General features: G+C 61.2%; 18 protein-coding genes. 6 read left to right on the plus strand and 12 right to left on the minus strand.

Annotated features, from left to right (window positions below; translation table 11 throughout):
- Nucleotides 1-36: 36 nt before the first annotated feature.
- On the minus strand, nucleotides 37-939 hold the full coding sequence (locus OOZ53_RS16570; RefSeq protein WP_271090778.1) for a bifunctional 5,10-methylenetetrahydrofolate dehydrogenase/5,10-methenyltetrahydrofolate cyclohydrolase: 903 nt from the start codon (nucleotides 937-939) through the stop codon (nucleotides 37-39).
- Nucleotides 940-1,157: 218 nt separating this feature from the next.
- On the opposite strand from OOZ53_RS16570, the gene OOZ53_RS16575 reads away from it, so the two are divergent.
- Nucleotides 1,158-1,850, plus strand: a complete 693-nt coding sequence (locus tag OOZ53_RS16575) for a glutathione S-transferase family protein (RefSeq protein ID WP_271090779.1) — start codon at nucleotides 1,158-1,160, stop codon at nucleotides 1,848-1,850.
- Between the two features lie 127 nt (nucleotides 1,851-1,977).
- A complete protein-coding gene (gene ndk / locus OOZ53_RS16580) occupies nucleotides 1,978-2,400 on the plus strand; it encodes a nucleoside-diphosphate kinase (protein ID WP_271090780.1) in 423 nt (140 codons plus the stop codon).
- Between the two features lie 49 nt (nucleotides 2,401-2,449).
- Here the strand turns inward: ndk and OOZ53_RS16585 are convergent, their stop codons facing one another.
- From OOZ53_RS16585 to OOZ53_RS16625, 9 genes are all read right to left on the minus strand, one after another.
- A complete protein-coding gene (locus OOZ53_RS16585; RefSeq protein WP_271090781.1) occupies nucleotides 2,450-2,911 on the minus strand; it encodes a molybdenum cofactor biosynthesis protein MoaE in 462 nt (153 codons plus the stop codon).
- Nucleotides 2,912-2,914: 3 nt separating this feature from the next.
- The gene (gene moaD, locus OOZ53_RS16590) at nucleotides 2,915-3,169 is read right to left on the minus strand and encodes a molybdopterin converting factor subunit 1 (RefSeq protein WP_271090782.1); all 255 of its coding nucleotides are present in this window, start codon (nucleotides 3,167-3,169) and stop codon (nucleotides 2,915-2,917) included.
- Nucleotides 3,169-3,753 (minus strand): CDP-diacylglycerol--glycerol-3-phosphate 3-phosphatidyltransferase, encoded by a 585-nt coding sequence (gene pgsA, locus OOZ53_RS16595; protein ID WP_271090783.1) that lies wholly within the window; start codon nucleotides 3,751-3,753, stop codon nucleotides 3,169-3,171. Before pgsA ends, moaD begins: the two co-directional genes overlap by 1 nt.
- A gap of 87 nt (nucleotides 3,754-3,840) precedes the next feature.
- On the minus strand, nucleotides 3,841-5,841 hold the full coding sequence (uvrC, locus tag OOZ53_RS16600) for an excinuclease ABC subunit UvrC (protein WP_271090784.1): 2,001 nt from the start codon (nucleotides 5,839-5,841) through the stop codon (nucleotides 3,841-3,843).
- 118 nt (nucleotides 5,842-5,959) lie between these two features.
- Nucleotides 5,960-6,904, minus strand: a complete 945-nt coding sequence (locus OOZ53_RS16605) for a calcium/sodium antiporter (RefSeq protein ID WP_271090785.1) — start codon at nucleotides 6,902-6,904, stop codon at nucleotides 5,960-5,962.
- Between the two features lie 129 nt (nucleotides 6,905-7,033).
- Nucleotides 7,034-7,627, minus strand: a complete 594-nt coding sequence (locus OOZ53_RS16610) for a glutathione S-transferase family protein (RefSeq protein WP_271090786.1) — start codon at nucleotides 7,625-7,627, stop codon at nucleotides 7,034-7,036.
- A gap of 42 nt (nucleotides 7,628-7,669) precedes the next feature.
- The gene (locus tag OOZ53_RS16615) at nucleotides 7,670-8,356 is read right to left on the minus strand and encodes a ribonuclease T2 family protein (protein ID WP_333780601.1); all 687 of its coding nucleotides are present in this window, start codon (nucleotides 8,354-8,356) and stop codon (nucleotides 7,670-7,672) included.
- Nucleotides 8,338-8,769, minus strand: coding sequence for a hypothetical protein (locus tag OOZ53_RS16620; RefSeq protein WP_271090788.1), 432 nt, complete (start codon nucleotides 8,767-8,769; stop codon nucleotides 8,338-8,340). The genes OOZ53_RS16615 and OOZ53_RS16620 overlap by 19 nt, the downstream gene beginning before the upstream one ends.
- Before the next feature lie 113 nt (nucleotides 8,770-8,882).
- Nucleotides 8,883-9,755, minus strand: a complete 873-nt coding sequence (locus tag OOZ53_RS16625) for a 23S rRNA (adenine(2030)-N(6))-methyltransferase RlmJ (RefSeq protein WP_271090789.1) — start codon at nucleotides 9,753-9,755, stop codon at nucleotides 8,883-8,885.
- Between the two features lie 168 nt (nucleotides 9,756-9,923).
- On the opposite strand from OOZ53_RS16625, the gene OOZ53_RS16630 reads away from it, so the two are divergent.
- On the plus strand, nucleotides 9,924-12,026 hold the full coding sequence (locus OOZ53_RS16630) for a molybdopterin-containing oxidoreductase family protein (RefSeq protein ID WP_271090790.1): 2,103 nt from the start codon (nucleotides 9,924-9,926) through the stop codon (nucleotides 12,024-12,026).
- 3 nt (nucleotides 12,027-12,029) lie between these two features.
- On the opposite strand, the gene purN is transcribed toward OOZ53_RS16630, so the two are convergent.
- Both purN and purM read right to left on the minus strand, forming a co-directional pair.
- Nucleotides 12,030-12,713, minus strand: coding sequence for a phosphoribosylglycinamide formyltransferase (gene purN / locus OOZ53_RS16635; RefSeq protein WP_271090791.1), 684 nt, complete (start codon nucleotides 12,711-12,713; stop codon nucleotides 12,030-12,032).
- A complete protein-coding gene (gene purM / locus OOZ53_RS16640) occupies nucleotides 12,710-13,777 on the minus strand; it encodes a phosphoribosylformylglycinamidine cyclo-ligase (RefSeq protein ID WP_271090792.1) in 1,068 nt (355 codons plus the stop codon). The genes purN and purM overlap by 4 nt, the downstream gene beginning before the upstream one ends.
- Before the next feature lie 295 nt (nucleotides 13,778-14,072).
- On the opposite strand from purM, the gene OOZ53_RS16645 reads away from it, so the two are divergent.
- Genes OOZ53_RS16645 through hdaA form a run of 3 tightly spaced genes read left to right on the plus strand, consistent with a single transcriptional unit; the run spans nucleotide 14,073 to nucleotide 16,487 of the window.
- Complete coding sequence (locus tag OOZ53_RS16645; protein ID WP_271090793.1) at nucleotides 14,073-14,615, plus strand: CDP-alcohol phosphatidyltransferase family protein; 543 nt, start codon at nucleotides 14,073-14,075, stop codon at nucleotides 14,613-14,615.
- Nucleotides 14,616-14,647: 32 nt separating this feature from the next.
- Nucleotides 14,648-15,775 (plus strand): AI-2E family transporter, encoded by a 1,128-nt coding sequence (locus OOZ53_RS16650; protein WP_271090794.1) that lies wholly within the window; start codon nucleotides 14,648-14,650, stop codon nucleotides 15,773-15,775.
- Complete coding sequence (hdaA, locus tag OOZ53_RS16655) at nucleotides 15,750-16,487, plus strand: DnaA regulatory inactivator HdaA (protein ID WP_271090795.1); 738 nt, start codon at nucleotides 15,750-15,752, stop codon at nucleotides 16,485-16,487. Before OOZ53_RS16650 ends, hdaA begins: the two co-directional genes overlap by 26 nt.
- Nucleotides 16,488-16,513: the final 26 nt, after the last annotated feature.

The following is a 16,513-nucleotide window of genomic DNA, read 5'->3' on the forward strand; positions in this document are numbered from 1 at the left end:
ATCGGCGGCTGCCCGATGGCAAGCGGAAAGTTGCCGTCAAGCGCTGGTGCGCGTGGCAAATTCGGACGCGTAGTGATCGCGCTGCAACCGCGCCGCCGTTACCGAATTCTTCAAAAGGGTCGCCACCGTGACGGGGCCGACACCACCGGGCACCGGGGTGATCCAGCCGGCGACATCCGCGCAGCTTTCGAAATCGGCATCACCGACAACCTTCGGGCCGTCGGCCGTATCGATCTGGTTGATGCCGATATCGATTAGGACCGCGCCGGGTTTGAGCATGGCGCCGGTCACGAGGCCCGGCTTGCCGACGGCGACGAAGACGGCATCCGCCGAGCGCGAATGCATGGCAATGTTGCGCGTCTCGTGATGACAGACCGTAACGGTCGCGCCCTGCGCCATCAGCAGAAAGGCGATCGGCTTGCCGACAATGGCCGAATGGCCGATAACCGTGACCTCCAGGCCTTCCAGATTGACGCCCGTCGACTTGAGCAGCTCCACGGCGGCCACCGCGGTGCAGGGCCCCATCTTCAGGTCGTTGTAAACGATGTCGCCGATATTCGACGGGTGCATGCCCTCGACATCCTTGAGTGGATGCACCGTTCGTTGCAGTCGCCGCTCGGTTAGATGCTTCGGGGTCGGGCGCTGGATGATGATGCCGGTGACGCGCGGATCCGTATTAAGACCCTGGATGATGCCGAGCAGTTCGTCACGGCCGATTTCCGCCGGATAGTGGCGTGCCTCGAAGGCGATGCCTGTTTTCTCGGCTGCTTTCTGCTGGTTGCGGACATAAAGTGCCGACGCCTCCACATCGCCCATGGAAATCGAGACCAGTTTCACCGGCCAGCCTTCCGTCTTGAGCGTTTCCACCTCGGACGCGACATCCTTGCGGATCTGTGCGGCTATCGCCCTGCCATTGAGCAGCTTGTACGAATTGGGCATCGTTTCGCCTCCCTCATTACGGCGCGATCATAGTGTGGGTAAGGCCTGACGATACAGCCCCAAATGCGGCGCATGATGGAGCCAATGCGTCAGCGGTTTACAGCATACTATCAAATTAAGGTGACACGGGAGTGCCGGCTCGCGAAGCTGTTGAAACGCCGGGCAAAAACGGCACAATGCCGCAAAACGCATCCAAGGCAACCATCGCGGAGTATTTCATGACCATCATGCTTTACGAACTGGCCGGCCGTGACGCGGCGCGGCCCTTCAGCCCCCATTGCTGGAAGACCGTCATGTCGCTGGCACACAAGGGTCTGGAATTTGAGCGTTCGGCGGTTCCCTTTACCGGCGTGCCGGAGGTCGAAAACCGTTTCGGCAAGACCGTTCCGGTGCTGCGCGACGGCGACAAGGTCATATCCGACTCCTTCGACATCGCGCTTTACCTTGAGGAGACCTATCCCGACCGGCCGACGCTCTTTGGCGGCGAGGGCGGCGTCGCGCTTTCCCGCTTCATGGAAGCCTGGTCTGCATCGCAAATTCACACGACGATCGGCGGCCGGCTGCTGCTCGACATCCACGCCATGCTGGAGCCGCAGGACCAGGCCTATTTCCGCGAGAGCCGCGAAGCGCGCTTCGGAAGGCCGTTGGAGGATGTTGTCGAGGCCGGCGCTGAGCGGATCAGGGAGTTCGGCGCCAAGCTCGAACCTCTGCGCCTGATGCTCAAGCGACAGCCCTTCATCGGCGGTGAGGGACCGCTTTTTGCCGACTACATTGTCTTCGGCGCTTTCCAATGGGCGCGTGTCTGCTCAGCCGAAGAGTTGCTGGAACCGGACGATCCGGTGTCGCTCTGGTTCGATCGCTGCCTCGATCTTCACGCCGGCATTGGCCGTTCCGTCGCGGCCGCGGCCTGAAGGCAGGGTAATTCCGCAAAGAGCGATACCGGCTGCCTATACGGTGCGCCGAGCCCTTGTCTTGCCAGCCCCGCAAGGCTATAGAGCGCGCAAATCTCCCGCAAACCGATGCAAGGACAAGAATTTCATGGCGATCGAACGCACCTTTTCGATGATCAAACCCGATGCCACAAAGCGCAATCTGACCGGCGAAATTACCAGGATGTTCGAGGATGCCGGCCTGCGGGTCGTCGCCTCGAAGCGGGTCTGGATGAGCCTGCGCGAAGCCGAAGGTTTCTATGCCGTCCACAAGGAGCGTCCCTTCTTCGGTGAACTGACGGAGTTCATGTCGTCCGGCCCGACGATCGTCCAGGTGCTTGAAGGCGAAAACGCTATCGCCAAGAACCGCGAGATCATGGGTGCGACCAATCCGGCCGACGCCGACGAAGGCACGATCCGCAAGAAATATGCGCTGTCCATCGGCGAAAACTCCGTGCACGGTTCCGATGCGCCCGAAACGGCTGCCGAGGAAATCGCCTACTGGTTCTCCGGCACCGAGATCGTCGGATAATTTCCCGACCGTATTCGAGATAAGCCGCCGCCCGCCCGGGCGGCGGTTTTTATTGCCAGCGCTCCAGCGCGTCGTGATCGGTGTCGCGTGCGTCCACCCAGGCGCCTTCACTGCCATCCTTGCGGATTTCGCGTTTCCAGAACGGCGCTTTCGATTTCATGAAATCCATGAGGAAGGCAGCGCTGTCGAAAGCGGCCTGGCGGTGACGTGAGGCGGTCACCACCAGGACGATATTGTCTCCCGGCGCGATCTTGCCGAAGCGGTGGACGACCGTGACGCCGTCGAGTGGCCAGCGTTCGCACGCCTCATCGGCGATACGGCGCATCTGCGCTTCGGCCATGCCCGGATAATGCTCCAGTTCCAGCGCCGCCAGCGTGCCTGCCTCGTCGCGGCACAGCCCGGTGAAGCTGACGACCGCGCCGATATCGCATTTGCCGGCCGTCAAGGCGTTGATCTCTTCCTGCTGGTCGAAATCCTCGGCCTGGACGCGTATCGTCGGAGCGGCAGGCATGGTTCAGCCTCCGGTCATGGGCGGGAACAATGCGATCTCGCGCGCGCCGCTAACGGGATCGCTGTGCTGACGGTGTTCCTGGTTGATCGCCACATGCACGACCTCCGGCACCTGCAGCGCCAGCGCATATTCTTCACCGCGCGTTCTCAGATGGCCGATCAGATCGGCGATCGTCTCCACGTCGTCCGGCAGTTCGATCTCTTCCTCGCTCTTGCCGATGCGTTCGCGGATCCAGGCGAAATAGACCAGTTTGACCATCACTCTTCCACCACATGTTTGAGGCCGGCGCGGAAGTAGTCGTAACCCGTATAGATCGTGATCAGCGCGGCGATCCACAAAAGGCCGATCCCGATAGCTGTTGTGTGCGGAACATAGGCCTCGCCCGCGGGACCGGCCAGCAGGAAACCGATGGCGATCATCTGCACGGCGGTCTTCCACTTGGCGATCCAGGTGACCGGAACGGATACTTTCAGTTCCGCCAGATATTCGCGCAGGCCCGACACCAGGATTTCCCGGCAAAGGATGATGATCGCTGCCCAGATGGTCCAGCCGGCGATCGTTCCGTCCGCCGCCAGCAGAAGCAGGATCGACGAAACCAGCAGCTTGTCGGCGATCGGATCGAGCATCCGGCCGATATTGGAGGTCTGGTTCCAGATACGCGCCAGATAGCCATCGAGGAAATCGGTGATCGAGGCGACGATATAGAGCGCAAGCGCGCTCCACCGCGCCAGGTCCGATCCGTGAAGGCGTCCCTCGACGAAGAAGCAAAGCACGATGAGCGGCACCGCGGCTATGCGTCCGTAGGTCAAAAGGTTTGGAATATTATAGGTATGCGATGCCATGGGGCCTCATTTGCTCGGATTTGACACCATACAAATAGCGCTGTCGCCACCGCGTCAACAATCAATCTGGAGAAAGGCCGGTCCGGCCTATCCGGACGGATCTTCGTGGAAATGATCGTAGATCAGTTGAGCCATGGCTTCCGAGATGCCTTCGACGCTTCGAAGATCCTCGATCCCGGCACGCGATACGGCCTTTGCGGTTCCGAAATGATGCAGAAGCGACCGTTTCCGTGTGGGGCCGATCCCGGCGATCTCGTCGAGCGGATTCGCGGTCATTTCCTTCTTTCGCCGGGCACGGTGGGTGCCGATCGCGAAGCGATGCGCCTCGTCGCGCATTCGCTGGATGAAGTAAAGCACCGGATCGCGCGGCGGCAGCGAGAACGCCTTGCGGCCTGCGGCGAAGAAACGCTCGCGGCCGGCATCCCGGTCGACGCCCTTTGCGACGCCGATGACGGCAACACTGCCAGACAGGCCGAGTTCCTCGAGCACCGTGTTGACCGCCGACAATTGACCTTGGCCGCCATCGATGAGCAGCACGTCGGGCCAGGGAGGAACGGCTGTGTCGGATTTGTCCTCGGCTTCGCCGGGCTCCGGTTTTCCGTGTTCCTTTACCAGGCGCGAGAACCGCCGCTCGATGACCTCGCGCATCATGCCGAAATCGTCTCCCGGCGTCAGGTCCTTGGATTTGATGTTGAATTTCCGGTACTGGTTTTTGACGAAGCCCTCCGGTCCTGCAACGATCATGCCGCCGACCGCGTTCGTACCCATGATGTGCGAGTTGTCGTAGACTTCGATGCGGCGCGGCGTTTCCTCGAGTTCAAAGACATCGGCGAAACCCTTCAGCAGGCTTGCCTGGGTCGATGTTTCGGCCAGCCGCCGGTTGTGCGCGTCCTTGGCATTGGCCCGCGCGTGGTCCATGAGATCGCGCTTTTCGCCGCGCTTCGGCACGCTGATCGATACCTTGTGGCCGGCCCGGATCGAAAGCGCCTCCGACAACAGGTCGAGTTCCGAAATGCTCTCCGAGATCAGGATCTGCCGGGGGCAGGGCTTGTCGTCGTAAAACTGCGACAGGAAAGCTTCCAGCACCTCCGCAGACGACAAAGAGGCATCGGCCTTCGGAAAATAGGCCCGGTTGCCCCAGTTCTGTCCCGTGCGGAAGAAGAACACCTGAATGCAGCTCATGCCGCCTTCCTGGTGGATGGCAAAGACGTCCGCCTCTTCGACCGTGTTGGGGTTGATGCCCTGATGGGCCTGCACATGCGACAGCGCCGCCAGTCGGTCGCGATAGATCGCGGCGCGCTCGAAATCCAGCGCCTCGGACGCTTCCTGCATGGCGCCGGACATGGCGGCTTTGACCTTCTGGCTCTTTCCGGAGAGAAAGTCCTTCGCTTCCGCGATCATCGCCGCATAGTCGTCTTCGGTGACTTCCCCCGTGCAGGGCGCTGCGCAGCGTTTGATCTGGTAGAGCAGGCACGGCCGGGTGCGGCTCTCATAAACGGAATCGGTGCAGGTGCGCAGCAGAAACGCCCGCTGCAGCGAATTGATGGTCCGGTCGACGGCCTGCGCGGAGGCGAAGGGGCCGAAATAGGATCCCTTGCGGGACCGCGCGCCGCGGTGCTTGTAGATGCCCGAGGGCAGCCCGTCTTCCGTCAGCAGGATGTAGGGAAAGGACTTGTCGTCCCGCAGGAGCACGTTGAAGCGCGGCCGCAGACGCTTGATGAGGTTGGCCTCAAGCAGCAGCGCTTCGGTTTCGGTGCGGGTGGTGATGAACTCCATGCTCGTGGTGGCGCGCACCATGCCGGCGATACGGTTCGTGTGCCCGCGCCCCTGGGCGTAGGCCGTGACCCGCTTCTTCAGGCTGCGCGCCTTGCCGACATAAAGCACGTCGCCCTTCTCGTTCAGCATCCTGTAGACACCCGGCGCGTTGGGCAGGATCTTCACGAGGTCCTGGATCAGTTCGGCGCCCCTGAGGCCGGAGCCCGTGCGTCCGCCGTCCTCCCAGCCGTCAACGCCGGCCGTCCGGTCTTTCGCATTGTCGCGATCCGCATGGGCAACGCCGTCCGGCGCGGTTTGATCCGCTTTCGCCATCAGTTCCTTCCAGGGGTTACAATGTCATTATGTGATGCCGGGGCCGCGGACTGTCAAATGCGGCACCGGTCAACGGCAAGGTGTTCCACACCGTTTTGGCTGACGGGACCGGGGAGCTCTAGAAAACCGCCGCCACGTAGGTAACGAAGAGCGCAAGCATGATGAAACCGCCCAAGCGGCTGATCGAGCGCGACGTCAGCGCCAGGACGATGACCAGAGCCGTAACGGCGGCCATGATCCACATGTCGACCATCGTTATGCGCGCCGGGACATAGAGTGGATGCAAAAGGCTGGTGATGCCCAGTATCGCGCCGATATTGAAAATGTTCGAACCGACCGCGTTGCCGATGGCAACCGCGCCGCTGCCGCGCCAGGCGGCCATGACGGTCGTGACGAGTTCCGGAAGCGATGTGCCGATCGCAACGATCGTCAGCCCGATGATCGTGTCGGAAACGCCGAACAGGCTCGCAATATCCACGGCACCGTTGACGGTAAGTTTGGCGCCGATCGGCAGACCGATCAGGCCGAAGAGAAGATAGGCGACGATCCGCGAGTTCTCGGCTGGCAGTTCGTCGAGATCGTCGTGATAGTCGCCGCCCAGCGTTGCCGATGCGCGGTCCTTGCGGGCGTGCACGAATTGCCAGCCGAGGAAAATGACGAGAAGCCCCAGCAGGGCGAGACCGTCGAGATGGGTCAAAACGCCGGACCCCATCATGATCATCAGCACGATGGTCATCGTGGCCATGACCAGGAGGCTGAAACCGATTCCGCCCTCCCTGCAGGCGATCGGCGCGATCAGTGCCGGCGCGCCAAGAACCAGCAGCACATTGGCGATGTTCGAACCCACCACATTGCCGATGGCGATGCCGTACACACCCGTGAACGCGGCATTCAGCGAGACGAACAGCTCCGGAGCGGAGGTGCCGAGCGCGACGATGGTCAATCCGATGATCAGCGGGTTTATACCCAGTTTTTCGGCCAGCGCGACAGCACCTCGAACCAGGTAGTCGCCTGCAAAAATCAGCAGCGTCAACCCGGCTATCAAAATGAGGAAACTGATCATATAGGTGCAGAGTCCGGGCTTCAGGGATTGGCGTGTCGCAATGGAGTGCGGTTCCCTGCATATAGGTTCAAGTGGTTGAAACGCAATGCTGTGTTTGCGAACTATCGTCCGGCTTTTTGCTTGTTTTCGTCAGCCTTTCGACTTGTAGTCATCGTATTCCGGAAAGAACTTCGCGAATTTTCCAGGCCAGTTTTTCAGTTTCGGTCTGCCGCGTTCCCATTGTCCGTCGAAGCGAAGCGCCAGATAACCGATCAGGCCCGCCAGCGCAAAGTGCCCGCCATGCAGCTTCTTGGTCGTTCTCGGCAGATTGTCGTTGAGATAATCCAGCGAACGCTCGATTTTCGACCACTGCCGGTCGAGCCAGGGCTGGTGGACCTTTTCCAGCGGGCGGAAGCGGTTCTCGTAGACCATGGCCAGAAGACAGTCGGTGATGCCGTCGCAAAGCGCCTCCAGCACCTCGGCTTCCGTTCTCTTCTGCGCATTGCGCGGATAAAGGAGCTTGCCGCTCTTGCGATCGAGATACTGCATGATTGCTCGGCTGTCATAGACCGTCATGCCGTCATCGATCAGTGTCGGAATTTTACCCAGCGGGTTTGCATCGACGAGTTCGTCCGGATCGGCGTTGGTATCGACGGGTACGGATTGCGCCTCGAGACCGCAATAACGGGCCGCCATGCGGACCTTTGCCGAATAGGGTGAAGCGGGCGCAAAGAGTATTTTCATCGGGCGAATCCTCTGACTGAACGGTTCGAAAAAGCTGTCGGATCACCGGCCGCGTGCCGGCGGCATGACGATCGATCGGCGATTGCAGGCGCGGCGATCGACCTGCGGGCATGATCGATACTCCAAATCGGCCGTCATGCAAATACGCACCTCGCGCAGCCGGTGCCGATCGCAGGTCACCGCGATGTGGTCTTCGCCAAGACCCGGATTCGACTGCATAAAGGCCCGTTCGACTTCCGCCGGCGAGACGGAACGGTATTGTCCTGCCTCGGGTGCGATGGGCGGAATCGTCACGCGCTCCCGCGCCGCGCGGACCTTATCGAAATAGGTGTCCTGCGAGAGACCTGAACAGGTGCCGTGTTTCTTCCATTGATGCCGGATCAGCCCGCGGCTCGGCATGATGTCCAGCATCCTGCTCTCAAGACGCGTTTCGGTTCGCAGAACATTCGCGTCGCAAAACTCCGGGTAGCCGTCCTCGAATTGCGGCCAGAGTCCATGAACGATGAAATGATAGGGACGGGCGCTGTCGCACTGCTGGCGATTGGCGCGTTCGCCCTCGGCTTCGCAGTAGCTGGGCGACCAGGACAGAGCCAGTACGAAAAAATCGAAGCCATCAGCTTGCGAAGCTTGTGTTGGCTGGTCGCATCCACAAAGCGCCAATAGCCCGGCCAGGGCCAGGAAACGCAGACATCTGAATATACTGGCTACCCCTATCGGACTGACCGGCAATTGGCGCCGTAGATATGCCAGGAGTCCAGCCCGGAGATGCAGAATTCGACATTGTCGCCGATACCGGCAAAACCCTGGCCGCTCTCGATCAGGTACCAGATCGTCCGGGTGTGGCCGTCGCTCATGGCGACCTGGCCGTGACAGTAGCGCCGTTCGATGAATTCGGTGTCCGTGCGCGGCGTGTAGCGATTCTGGTGGATGTTGAAATAGTCCTCGATGGCAATGCCCATATGGAGGACGTTCCGGTCAGCGATACCGAAACGGTGCGTAATGGTGCGCAGCACCGCCGGGCTGTCGCAGCTCTTGAAGGCGTGCAGCCCGAAGGCCTGAGCCGGTGCAACCGCGCCGGCAAACAGGCCGGGCAGGGCTATGGCTGCGGCGATTGCTATTCGCAGAGCGAAGGTGCGGAGCATGAAAATCGGTCCCCTCATTGCTTGGCCGGCCATTGGGCCGGGAACTGCCATCTGGCTCTCCTGCAAAGAGGATGATCGCCCTCCGGCCATGCGTCAAGTCTCGTCGGCGACTGTTATGCGTGTTCGCGGGATATTTGTCGTTCGCCGGCGACCCGGAAGATGGAGCATCCCGAGCGCGGCGTCCGGGCAAGGCTCGTCTCCAGGACCGGCAGCAGCGCCGCCAGTTCCTTTTCCAGCTTCGCCGGCGCGTTGACGAGGATGATCCCGGAACCGGCGAGGCCGTCGGTTTCCGTTCCGTCGCACACACGCAATTCCGCACACAGGATCTTCGGGATGCCGAGTGCCCTGAGCTTTCCATGAAAATCGGCAACCGGCGCCCCCGCCATGACCGGATAGGACAGGCAATAAAGGCCCGACGGCCAGAGCGAATAGGCCCTGGCCAGCCCGTCGACCAGTCGATCATATGCGCCTTCAATTTCAAACGGCGGATCGACGAGGACGACGCCGCGCCGCTCTTTCGGTGGCAGATGGGCGCCGAGCGCAAGCCAGCCGTCAAGTGTGGTCACCCGCGTCTGGTAGTCGCCCTCGAAGAGATCTCTCAGCGCTTCGCTCTGCTGCTTGTGTGATTCGATCGCCGACAGACGGTCCTGTTTGCGGAGCAATGCCCGCGCCAGCTTGGGCGAGCCCGGGTATCGGGAAAGGCTGTCGCCGGGATTGAGCGCCCTGACGACGGAAAGATAGGGCTCAAGCAACCGGTCGGCGTCTTCCGGTAGGCGCGCGCTCAAAAGCCGCCCGATTCCGTCCTGCCACCCGCCGGATCTCCCGGCCTCCTGCAAGGCAAGGTCGTAAATGCCGGCTCCGGCATGTGTATCGATGACACGGATGGCGGCGTCACTGGTTTGAAGTTGAGAGATGATCCGCGCCAGGACCGCATGCTTCAGCACATCCGCGAAATTGCCTGCGTGATGGATATGCTGGTATTGCAACTGTCCTCGCGCCCCGTGTTTGTTGTACAAGGGTAATCTCGAGGCACCCTTGTCGATGCAACGGCGATCACGGCGTGCCATCGGTGCAGTTACCGCTTGTCCGATTCGGTTTCGCACAAACCACCAGTGCTCTATATCCCTCATAACGTGTCAAAATTAGGGTTTTGAATGAACGAACTGGCGCCAGAACGAACCGGCTACACGGCCTGCCCGCATGATTGTCCGTCGACCTGCGCGTTGGAGGTCGAGTTGCTGGACGGGCATACGATCGGCCGCGTGCGTGGCGCGCGCGACAACAGCTATACGGCCGGTGTGATCTGCGCCAAGGTCGCGCGCTATGCCGAACGTGTTCACCACCCGGACCGCCTTTTGAAACCGCTTCGCCGCGTCGGTGCAAAGGGTGAGGGCAGGTGGCAGGAGCTGTCCTGGGACGATGCCCTCGATCTGGCCGCAGAGCGATTCCTGGCAGCCGAGCAGCGCCTCGGTTCCGAAACCGTATGGCCATACTACTATGCCGGCACGATGGGTCTGGTACAGCGCGACTCGATCAACAAGCTGTGTCACGCCAAGGACTATTCGAGGCAGTTCGACAGCATCTGCACCAACGCCGCGTGGACCGGCTTCTTCCTCGGAACGGGCACGGTGGCCGGCCCGGACCCGCGCGAGATGGCCAAATCGGATTGTGTCGTCATATGGGGCACCAATGCCGTGTCGACGCAGGTCAATGTCATGACTCACGCCATCCGCGCGCGCCGGGAGCGCGGCGCCAAAATTGTCGTTGTCGATATCTATGACAATCCGACCGCCAAACAGGCCGATGTCAAACTGATCCTGAAACCCGGAACGGACGGCGCGCTGGCCTGCGCCGTGATGCATGTGCTCTTCCGTGACGGTCTCGCGGACCGGGATTACCTGCAAAGCCATGCCGACGACGCGGCTGGCCTGGAGAAGCACCTGAAAAGCCGGGGACCGGATTGGGCTGCGCCGATTACCGGCCTTTCAGTCGCCGAGATCGAGGCATTCGCGCATCTTGTCGGCGGAACGAAACGGACATTTTTCCGGCTCGGCTACGGCTTTACCCGGCAGCGCAACGGCGTGATCAACATGCATGCGGCATCGTGCATCGCCACCGTCACCGGCGCCTGGAAATATGAGGGCGGCGGTGCCTTCCATTCCAACCATGCGATCTTCGGCCTCGACAAGTCCGAAATCACGGGAACGGCGTTCAGCAATCCCGGCATACGTCACCTCGACCAGTCGCAGATCGGCCGCGTGCTGACGGGGGATGCTGCGGCGCTGCGCGGCGGCCCTGAGGTCACGGCGCTGTTCGTCCAGAACACCAATCCGGTCAATGTCGCGCCGGAGCAGCGCAAGGTGATGGAAGGTTTCGCCCGGCAGGACCTTTTTACGGTGGTGCATGAGCAGTTCATGACCGAAACGGCGGCGATGGCCGATATCGTCCTGCCGGCGACCATGTTCCTTGAGCACGACGATATCTACCGCGGCGGCGGCAACCAGTTCATCGTGCTGGGTCCCAAGCTCATTGAACCGCCGGAGGGCCCACGCCCCAACCTGTTTGTCGTGAACGAGCTGGCCAGGCGTCTCGGAGTGCCGGATCCATCGGAATTCGAAGCCGAGGCGGACACATTGATCAACAATATGCTGCAACGCAGCGGACACGGTGATCTGGCGACATTGAAGGAAAACCGCTGGATCGATTGCCAGCCCGATTTCGAGACCGCGCACTTCGTGCACGGCTTCGCGTGGCCGGACGGCAAATTCCGCTTTCGGCTCGACTGGCAAGGCGCGAATGCGCCGAACCGGCCGCCCGATTCCATGGGTCCGCAAGGCCCGCATGACCGGCTGCCGCCGTTCCCGGACCATATCGACCTTATCGAAGCCGCCGATGACCGGCATCCGTTCAGGCTTGCGACCAGCCCGGCGCGAACGTTCCTGAATTCGACCTTCAGCGAAACCGAATCGTCGCGCAAGCGGGAAGGGCGGCCGGAACTCATGATTGGCCATGACGATGCGCTGGCATTGGGGATCGCGGATGGCGATCTGGTGACGATCGGCAATGACCGCGGCAGTGTCCGGCTGCATGCGCGCCTTGTCGGCGGACTTCGGGCGGGTGTGCTGATTTCCGAGGGCCTTTGGCCCAATGACGCCTTTGTCGATGGCGAGGGCATCAATGTGCTAACCGGCGCGGACAGCATCGCGCCGTTCGGCGGCGCCGCATTCCATGACAATCGGGTCTGGCTGAGACGCTGATCTCTATTCGTCGCCGATTGTGTGTGAATAAAGCACCGCATCCCCGTCGGCTTCCGGATAATCCCGGAAGAGAACCGTACCGCTGTCGGTGATCCTGACCTTGCCTTCGGCGACCAGGCGCAGGGCGGAAGGATAGAGCTTGTGTTCGGCCTTGAGCACACGGGCGGCAAGGGAATCGGCATCGTCGTCGGGAAGGACGGGAACAGCCGCCTGCGCGATAAGCGGGCCTTCATCCATGCCCTCGGTCACAAAATGCACGCTGCATCCGTGCAGTCTGACCTGATGCGACAGGACACGCTGGTGAGTATCGAGGCCGGTGAAGCTCGGCAGCAGGGAAGGGTGGATGTTGATCATGGAGCCCATCCACCGGGAGACGAAGTCACCGGAAAGAAGGCGCATGTAACCCGCAAGGCAAACCATATCCGGCCGCATCGTTTCGAGCACGGCCTGGATCGCATCCTCATGTGCCGCACGGTCCGCGTGATCCTTGCGCTCGACCACGTGTGTTTCGATGTCGTAGTCGGCGGCAAGCTGGAGGCCCGCCGCGTCCAGCCTGTCGGAGACGACACCGACAATGCGGCAGGGATAGTCACTCGCCATGCTGGCCGAGATCAAAGCACCCAGATTGGAGCCGCGTCCGGAAATCATCACGGCAACGCGCTTGTGGCCGGTGTCAGCGGCGCTCATAGCGAAAGCGAGCCCTTGTAGCGGACGCCCGGGTCGTTTTCCCGCGCCTCCAATCGGCCGAGCTCGATCACACTCTCGCCGGCAGCTGTCAGTGCCTCGCTGACCGCGTTGGCGCGCTCGGCGCCGACGATAGCAACCATGCCGATCCCGCAATTGAATGTCCGCAGCATCTCGGTGGTCTCGACCCCTCCGGTTCGCGCCAGCCATCCGAAAACGGGCGATGGGCTGATGCTGTCCAGATCCAGCTCCGCACAAACCCCGTCAGGCAGAACGCGCGGGATATTCTCGGGGAAGCCGCCGCCGGTGATGTGCACGAGTCCCTTGATCGCGCCTGTCTCGCGAATGGCCTTCAGAACGGGGCGTACATAGATCCGCGTCGGTACCAGCAACGCCTCCGCCAGTGTCATGTCGGCATCGAATGGCGCCGGTGCATCCCACGCAAGGTCCGCGGTTTCGACGATGCGCCGCACCAGCGAGAAACCGTTCGAATGCACACCGGATGAAGCAAGTCCAAGCAGCACGTCACCGGCGCCGATATCGCCGGATGGCAGCAAGGCCCCGCGTTCCGCTGCCCCGACGGCAAATCCCGCCAGATCATAGTCTCCGCCGGAATACATGCCCGGCATTTCGGCCGTCTCGCCACCGATCAGGGCGCAGCCGGCGTCGACGCAACCCCTGGCGATGCCTGCGACGATGGCTTCACCCTGGTCGACGTCGAGTTTGCCGGTCGCCAGGTAATCGAGGAAGAACAGCGGTTCCGCTCCCTGCACCAGCAGATCGTTGACGCACATGGCGACAAGATCGATGCCCACAGTGTCGTGAAGGCCGGCCTCAATGGCGACCTTAAGCTTGGTTCCTACGCCGTCATTGGCGGCAACGAGCACCGGGTCTTCAAAACCGGCCGCGCGCAGGTCGAACAGCCCGCCAAAGCCGCCGATTTCGCCATCGGCGCCGGCCCGCCGGGTCGCGCGGATATGCGGTTTGATGCGATCGACAAGGCGGTTGCCCGCATCGATATCGACACCGGCATCACTGTATTTCAGCCCGTTCCTGCGCTCGTTCATGCGCGTCCTCTGGCTTGGCGTTCGGTTTCCGGGCGGAATGACATGTCCTGTTCTGAGAGGCAAGGCTCATCTTGCCCTGGGCCGACAAATACCGCCGGGCTGTTGATAGCCATCAGCGCCAGAAACGATGCAAATGGACCTCATTATGTTGTAAACCCTTGTTCATACGCTGAATTTGTGGATGGACAATGCGCCACATTGGGAATATTCGCCGAAAGCAGGCTGATCCGGCCTGGCTCCTGCCGCACCGGATCCAGTCGCATTTCGGTCACAACAGTCCAGGCGATCCTGACGCATGACGATACCGAATATCATTACCGTGCTGCGTTTCCTGATGGTGCCTGCGGTGGTCTATTCGCTGCTGGTCGGCGCGATGATGCCGGCTTTCGTTATCTTCGTCATCGCTGGCATATCCGACGGCGTGGACGGCTTTATCGCGCGACACTACGACCAGCAGACCGAGTTGGGCGCCTATCTCGATCCGATCGCGGACAAGCTACTGCTCGTGACCGTATTCATCATGCTGGCGATTCTCAATCACCTGCCGCATTGGCTCGTCGTCCTTGTCGTGTCGCGTGATATTCTGATCGTCATCGCCGTCATATTGTCGAGCGTCATGTCTCAGCCGCTCGACATGAACCCGATCCTGGTTTCGAAGGCAAACACGGCTTTCCAGATCGCCCTGGCGGCGGTGGTCCTTGCCGAACTCGCTTTCGGTGTAACATTTGGAGACCTTCGACTGATTCTGATCTATCTGGTGGCGGCCTTGACCATCCTTTCGGCAGCGGCCTATCTCAGGGTCTGGATCGATCATATGGCCGGCTCGGACGGTCGATAGAACAAGTCAGACAAACATCGGCGGGATAAGCCATGGTAACGCAGATCAGCAGAGCTTCGCTACGCAGACAGGCCGTTTTCTGGTTGTCCGCCTTGTTGTTTTTCGGCCTTTTCCTCTACGTCTTCCGCGGCATACTCCTGCCATTCGTGGCCGGCATGGCGCTGGCCTATTTCCTGGACCCGGTTGCAGACAAGCTGGAAAGCTGGGGGGTGTCGCGGCTGATCGCGACAGTGCTGATCCTCATCGCGTTCCTGCTGATATTCATCATTGCGCTGATGATCGTCGTGCCGGTTCTCGCCAGTCAGGCGAGCGGCCTCATCTCCAAACTGCCCGACTATGTTTCCCAGCTCCAGTCGCTGATCGCATCGGTCAATCTGCAATGGCTGGACAACTGGATCGGCAAGGAACTGCCGGATCTGAAAACAGCATTTGGCGATTTGTTGTCACAGGGGGCAGGGCTTGTCGGTCAGTTGTTCCTGCAGGTCTGGAACTCAGGCAAGGCGCTGGCCGACATCGCCTCGTTGTTTGTCGTAACACCGGTGGTGGCCTTCTACCTGCTGCTCGACTGGGATCACATGATCGAATCCGTCGACAAATGGGTGCCGCGCCGGCATCACGATTCGGTGCGCGAGATTTCGCAAGACATGAACAAGGCGATCGCCGGTTTCGTGCGCGGCCAGGGCAGTGTCTGCATCATCCTCGGCATCTACTACGCCGTCGGGCTGACGCTCACCGGCCTTAATTTCGGGCTGCTCATCGGGCTGTTCGCCGGTCTGATCAGCTTCATCCCCTATGTCGGCTCGATCGTCGGCCTGGTCCTGGCGCTGGGCGTCGCTCTTGTTCAATTCTGGCCGGATTATGTCTGGATCGCGGTCGTCGCGGCCGTTTTCTTTTCGGGCCAGTTCATCGAGGGCAACATTTTGCAGCCGCGCCTTGTCGGTCGCAGTGTCGGGCTGCATCCCGTTTGGCTGATGTTTGCCTTGTTTGCCTTCGGCTCGCTTTTCGGATTTGTCGGTCTGCTTGTTGCTGTTCCCGCTTCCGCGGCGCTCGCGGTGCTTGTGCGCTTTGCGCTGAAGCGATATCTGGAAAGTGACCTCTATGACGACGGACCCCCGCGGGCGGGCGTTCAGGACGATGCAAAAAAAGACAACGCGCAGTAGCGGCGAGAAAACGTCCGATCCTTCGGGCGGCCAATTGCCGCTTGAGTTCAAACACAGCCCCAGCAGCAGCCGGGACGATCTTGTCGTATCCGACCGGTTGAGCGCGGCCGTCGGCCTTGTCGATTTGTGGCCGCACTGGCCGTCGCCCGTGGTCATCCTTGCCGGGCCGACGGGCGCCGGAAAGACCCACCTGGCAAATATCTGGACCGGCCGGTCCGGAGCCGTTCCCATTTCTGCAACCGCCGTTTCGGGCGATGCGCTGGAACTCGCCGGCCGTGGCCCGGTGCTGATCGAGGATATCGACCGGTGCGGATTTGACGACACGAAGCTCTTTCACCTGATAAACGCCGTGCGCGAGCATGACACGGGCATGATGATCACCACGCGCATCTGGCCGGCAGCCTGGCCCGTGGAGTTGCCCGATCTGCGCTCTCGGTTGCGTGCGGCCACGACCGTCGAGATCGGTGAGCCCGACGATGATCTGCTTGCCCAGGTCATAGAAAAACTCTTTGCGGACAGGCAGATCGTTGTCGATCCTAAAGTGATTTCCTATCTGGTGCAGCGCATGGAGCGCTCGCTAAACGCCGCGCAGGCGATCGTCGCACGCATGGATCGCCTTGCCCTTGCGCGGCGAGGCAAAATAACGCGTTCCCTCGCGTCGGAAGTGCTCGCCGAGATGGATGCGAACGGTTATGACTCGGAAATTACATAGACTTTTGGCGGCGTGGCCTTATCAAT

It is taken from the genome of Allohoeflea poritis, from assembly GCF_027889715.1.
Lineage (GTDB): Bacteria > Pseudomonadota > Alphaproteobacteria > Rhizobiales > Rhizobiaceae > Hoeflea_A > Hoeflea_A poritis.

Excerpts from the sequence above, each read along its gene's own strand:
- hdaA (WP_271090795.1), top strand. The coding sequence starts at position 15,750 with ATGCAAAAAAAGACAACGCGCAGTAGCGGCGAGAAAACGTCCGATCCT.
- moaD (WP_271090782.1), bottom strand. The coding sequence starts at position 3,169 with ATGGTCAAACTGGTCTATTTCGCCTGGATCCGCGAACGCATCGGCAAG.
- purM (WP_271090792.1), bottom strand. The coding sequence starts at position 13,777 with ATGAACGAGCGCAGGAACGGGCTGAAATACAGTGATGCCGGTGTCGAT.
- OOZ53_RS16570 (WP_271090778.1), bottom strand. The coding sequence starts at position 939 with ATGCCCAATTCGTACAAGCTGCTCAATGGCAGGGCGATAGCCGCACAG.
- uvrC (WP_271090784.1), bottom strand. The coding sequence starts at position 5,841 with ATGGCGAAAGCGGATCAAACCGCGCCGGACGGCGTTGCCCATGCGGAT.
- OOZ53_RS16585 (WP_271090781.1), bottom strand. The coding sequence starts at position 2,911 with ATGCCTGCCGCTCCGACGATACGCGTCCAGGCCGAGGATTTCGACCAG.
- OOZ53_RS16620 (WP_271090788.1), bottom strand. The coding sequence starts at position 8,769 with ATGCTCCGCACCTTCGCTCTGCGAATAGCAATCGCCGCAGCCATAGCC.
- OOZ53_RS16610 (WP_271090786.1), bottom strand. The coding sequence starts at position 7,627 with ATGAAAATACTCTTTGCGCCCGCTTCACCCTATTCGGCAAAGGTCCGC.
- OOZ53_RS16630 (WP_271090790.1), top strand. The coding sequence starts at position 9,924 with ATGAACGAACTGGCGCCAGAACGAACCGGCTACACGGCCTGCCCGCAT.
- OOZ53_RS16605 (WP_271090785.1), bottom strand. The coding sequence starts at position 6,904 with ATGATCAGTTTCCTCATTTTGATAGCCGGGTTGACGCTGCTGATTTTT.
- OOZ53_RS16575 (WP_271090779.1), top strand. The coding sequence starts at position 1,158 with ATGACCATCATGCTTTACGAACTGGCCGGCCGTGACGCGGCGCGGCCC.
- OOZ53_RS16650 (WP_271090794.1), top strand. The coding sequence starts at position 14,648 with ATGGTAACGCAGATCAGCAGAGCTTCGCTACGCAGACAGGCCGTTTTC.
- ndk (WP_271090780.1), top strand. The coding sequence starts at position 1,978 with ATGGCGATCGAACGCACCTTTTCGATGATCAAACCCGATGCCACAAAG.
- OOZ53_RS16645 (WP_271090793.1), top strand. The coding sequence starts at position 14,073 with ATGACGATACCGAATATCATTACCGTGCTGCGTTTCCTGATGGTGCCT.
- purN (WP_271090791.1), bottom strand. The coding sequence starts at position 12,713 with ATGAGCGCCGCTGACACCGGCCACAAGCGCGTTGCCGTGATGATTTCC.
- pgsA (WP_271090783.1), bottom strand. The coding sequence starts at position 3,753 with ATGGCATCGCATACCTATAATATTCCAAACCTTTTGACCTACGGACGC.